Here is a 3,929-nt window from a genome sequence, read left to right as displayed (position 1 = left end):
GTCGTCTTCTCCACGGCGCCGCTGTTCAACGCCATCAACGGACGCCTCTTCATGGGCCGGGCGCTTCAGCCGAGCGCGATCGTGGGCGCCGTGCTCGGGCTCGCCGGCATCTTGTGCCTGTTCGCGCCGGAGATGGCGGGCCATGTCGGCGATCGCACGATGTGGCTGGGCTTGGGCATTACGCTCGTCGGCACGATGTGTTTTTCCGTGGGCAACCTGCTGTCGAGCCGAATGCAATCGATGGGGCTGCATCCGGCCGTCACGAACGGCTGGGCGATGCTGATCGGCGCCGGCGTGTTGACGCTCGGCAGCCTCGCCGCGGGCTTCTCGTTTCAGCCGGAATGGACGCCGCGCTACCTCGGCGCGCTGGCTTACCTGGCCGTGCCGGGCTCCGTGATCGGCTTCACGACCTATCTGATGCTGGTCGGGCGCATCGGTCCCGAACGCGCCGCCTACTGCACGGTGCTGTTCCCGTTTGTGGCGCTCGCGGTATCGACCGTTTTCGAAGGATATCGGTGGTCGGTGCCGGCCGGAGCGGGCTTGGCGCTCGTCGTATTCGGCAACCTCGTCGCATTCCGGGTGTTCCGGCAGTGGCCGCTCGTTCGCGGGCGCGAGCGCGCGCTGAGATAGTTTCGGTCCGGGTCGCGGGCTGGGTTACGCGGTAGGGTAGCCGGCTCGCGGTCCGCTTTTTTTCGAATAGGGTCATCAGGGTGCGGATCGCGCGTTACCTTCGCCGATCGTTCGCGGTGCGCCTGCCGATCGTTGATCGTTGATTGTCGATGGCCGATGGCTGATGGCCGGGTGCGCCGCCCCCACGGGAGGCCCGCCATGCTTGATCCTCGAGATCCGCTCGAAACAGATACCCCATCCGAAGTGCGCATTCTCGTCGTCGACGATGATGCGCTTGCCCGTTTCATTCTCGCCGATCAACTCAACGCGCTCGGCTGCCGATGCGTCGATATCGCATCCGACGGCATCGACGCGCTGAAGCAGGCGCGCATCCGTCCTTACGATCTCGTCATCACCGATTTATGCATGCCCAACATGGGCGGCCGGCGGTTGTTGGCCGCCTTGCGTGCAAACGGTCTGGACATGCCGGTCATCGCGGGCACGGCGTGGTGGGAGGCGGACGGAACGCATGACGCGGCGCCCCTCGCCGTATCATCGGGCGGATTTGCCGCCGTGTTGCGCAAGCCTTTCTCGATGACGCAACTGCGTGAATTGCTGCGGGCTCATCTTCGCGGTAAGCCGCTTGGCCGGGACGACGCCGTGCCCGTTGCGCCTGCGCGCCGTGCATTGCAGGCGGCGTTTGCGGCGGCGTGGCCTGAAGACGAAACCGCGCTGCGCGCTGCGCTCGCCTCGCTCGATACGCGCGCCCTGCAAGACCGGCTTCATCGGCTTCACGGGGCACTGGCCGTTCTCGGCGAAGCGCGAGCGCGACGCGCTTGCGTCCGGTTGCAACAGCACATCTTCTTGCGAGGCATTGAGCCGAGCGCCGCGCGTATCGTACGCTTCATGCACCTATGCGCGGAGATTGGTCTCAAACCGCCACGCAGTGGAATGTGACGAGCACCGAATACGCGGCGCACGCCAAGAGCAGGGAGGCGGGCACACCGGCAACGTCGCGACACGATGCTTTGAAGAAACGCATCCGGCGCCCGGGAAGAAGCTGGGCTGCTGCGGACACCGGGCACCGGAATTGCTGCCCACCCTTAGGGTCAATTCAAGCCCACCCTCTAACGCGCTCGAACGCACATCGGCTTCTGGCGCGGCAACGCCATGCCGCGCACACTGGAGGCCGCGGCTGTGCGCGAACGCCCTGCCGCTAGTACGCGACGCCATTGCCTGAGGAGACAGACGATGCAAAACGAGAGCGCATTGCAGTCCACCATCGACGCGATCGTGCGGGACGGGCGGGGCCTGCTCGCCGCGGACGAAAGCGGCCCCACCATCGCGAAGCGATTCAAGACGATCGATGTCGAATCGACCGACGAAAACCGCCGGGCGTGGCGTACGCTGCTGCTGTCCACGCCCGGTCTCGGCCAATACGTGAGCGGCGTGATTCTCTACGAGGAAACGCTGGGCCAGAAGGCCGACGACGGCGAGCCGTTGCCGAGTTTGGCGGCACGACAGGGCATCGTGCCTGGGATCAAGGTCGATACGGGCAAGATTGCACTCGCGCATGCAAGCGGCGATGAAATCACGCAAGGGCTCGACGGTCTCGCAGGGCGTCTGGAAAAATACAAAGCGCAGGGGGCGCGCTTCGCGAAATGGCGGGCCGTCTACAACGTCTCCGAGACATTGCCGAGCAGGCTGGCCGTTGAGGCAAATGCCGAATCGCTCGCGCGCTATGCCGCGATTTGCCAGGAAGCGGGGATTGTTCCAATCGTCGAGCCCGAAGTGCTGATGGACGGCAGTCATTCGATCGATCGTTGTGCTCAAGTGACCGAAATGGTGCTGCACGCGGTGTTTCATGCCTTGCATCGGCACGCGGTCGTGCTGGAGCACATGCTGCTGAAGCCGAGCATGGTCGTCGCCGGCAAGGCGTACGCTCAGCAAGCGGGCGTGGAGGAGGTGGCCGCGCGCACCGTGTCCGTCCTCGGCCGCACCGTGCCGCCGGCCGTTGCCGGTATCTACTTTCTGTCAGGCGGGCAGACACCCGAGGAAGCGACCGCTAACCTTGACGCGATCAATCGGACGGGGCGGCGGCCCTGGCCACTCAGTTTTTCCTACGGGCGCGCACTGCAGGAGCCGCCGCTCGCGGCTTGGCGAGGCAAGCGCGAAAACGTCGAGGCGGCGCAACGCGCACTGCTCAAACGCGCGCGGCTCAACAGCGCGGCCGCACGCGGATGCTACGACGCAAAGGAAGAGGCCTCGGCGTGAGTCGCCGTTGACGGCGAAGCACCGGGGGGGGCGCGCGGCGCCGCTGCGCAGCGCAAACAAAAAAGGCGAAGCGCCATCAAACGCTTCGCCTTTCTTTCGCTCGGTGTCAGCGAGGTTATTGCTCCACCGGGCCGCGGCGCCTTAATGCATCGCCAGCTGCACGACCTTGACGATCACGAGGCCGACTGCGATGACGAGATAGCCGCGCAGTGCTCCCATCCACAACCGCGTCGCGAAGGTGAGCTTCGGCTGTGCCAGCTCCTCCAGCGGCGGCATTCGCCACGTATCGCGCAGCGCGCGATTGGCCGCGCGTGCCGCGATCGCCTCGCCTTTCACGGCGGCATTGGAACCATGGCGCCGCTGCGCGAGTTCGACGCCGGCATAGCCGAGGGCAAACAGCACGATGCCGCCGACGAGAATGCCGATGATCGTCGCCCCCGAAATATCGGGGAATACCGTCGCGGCCGTCAGGATGATCGAGAGGACGACGAGTACCGCGATCACGGCGCCCGTGAACAGGTTCAGGCGCTTCGAATTGACCCACGGCCCAAGCACGGCCTTGTCGTTACAGAGCAGCAGCAGGAACACCGTGGCGCTCGGCAGCAGCACGCCGGCAAGCGTTTGCACGGCCTCGGTCAACAGCCCGAGCGGGCTGCCGGGCATCAGCACGAGCGCGGCGGCGAGCGCCACGATGCCGAAGTAGACGAGGTAAAAGCCCTTGGCATCGGACACGCTGCGATGCAGCGAATGGCGGATCTTGAAGACGTCGCCGATCGCATAGGCCGTCGACAACGAGACCGCAGCCGCACCGATGATCGACGCGTCGAGCAGTGCGACGGCGAAGATCGTGGCGGACGTCTCACCGACGTACTTGTGCAGCCCGGCGATCACCGCGCTGGCATCGGTGAACTGGCCGAACTCCGGCCGCCCGCCGAACAGCGCGGCGGTGAATGCCATCATGGCGACAGCGCCGACGATCACAAACGCGATGCCGATCCACAAATCGATCTTCTCGTACTTCATGAAGCGCGGCGTGATGCGCTTGT

Annotated in this window: 4 protein-coding genes; 3 read left to right on the top strand and 1 reads right to left on the bottom strand. The window is 65.5% G+C overall.

The genetic code is table 11. From position 1 onward, the window contains the following. The 3 genes from ACTHL0_RS27180 to ACTHL0_RS27170 form a co-directional block, all read left to right on the top strand. Positions 1 to 630, top strand: a 630-nt coding sequence (locus tag ACTHL0_RS27180; RefSeq protein ID WP_440570231.1) for a DMT family transporter, incomplete at its 5' end; no start/stop codon positions are given. Between the two features lie 198 nt (positions 631 to 828). Then, positions 829 to 1,566: an Hpt domain-containing response regulator gene (locus ACTHL0_RS27175; RefSeq protein ID WP_440570230.1), complete on the top strand. Its 738-nt coding sequence runs from the start codon at positions 829 to 831 to the stop codon at positions 1,564 to 1,566. 294 nt (positions 1,567 to 1,860) lie between these two features. Further along, positions 1,861 to 2,883 (top strand): class I fructose-bisphosphate aldolase, encoded by a 1,023-nt coding sequence (locus tag ACTHL0_RS27170; protein WP_440570229.1) that lies wholly within the window; start codon positions 1,861 to 1,863, stop codon positions 2,881 to 2,883. A gap of 141 nt (positions 2,884 to 3,024) precedes the next feature. Here ACTHL0_RS27170 and ACTHL0_RS27165 read toward each other — a convergent pair. Next, a partial coding sequence (locus tag ACTHL0_RS27165; protein ID WP_440570227.1) for a divalent metal cation transporter occupies positions 3,025 to 3,929 on the bottom strand: 905 nt, incomplete at its 5' end.

This window comes from Trinickia sp. (genome assembly GCF_051961175.1).
Taxonomy (GTDB): Bacteria; Pseudomonadota; Gammaproteobacteria; order Burkholderiales; family Burkholderiaceae; genus Trinickia.
Note: the sequence above shows the minus strand (reverse complement) of the source record. Positions and strands in the feature narration are given on the sequence as shown.

Bases quoted from the DNA above. Each gene is read 5' to 3' on its own strand.
- ACTHL0_RS27175 (WP_440570230.1), top strand. From the start codon at position 829: ATGCTTGATCCTCGAGATCCGCTCGAAACAGATACCCCATCCGAAGTG.
- ACTHL0_RS27170 (WP_440570229.1), top strand. From the start codon at position 1,861: ATGCAAAACGAGAGCGCATTGCAGTCCACCATCGACGCGATCGTGCGG.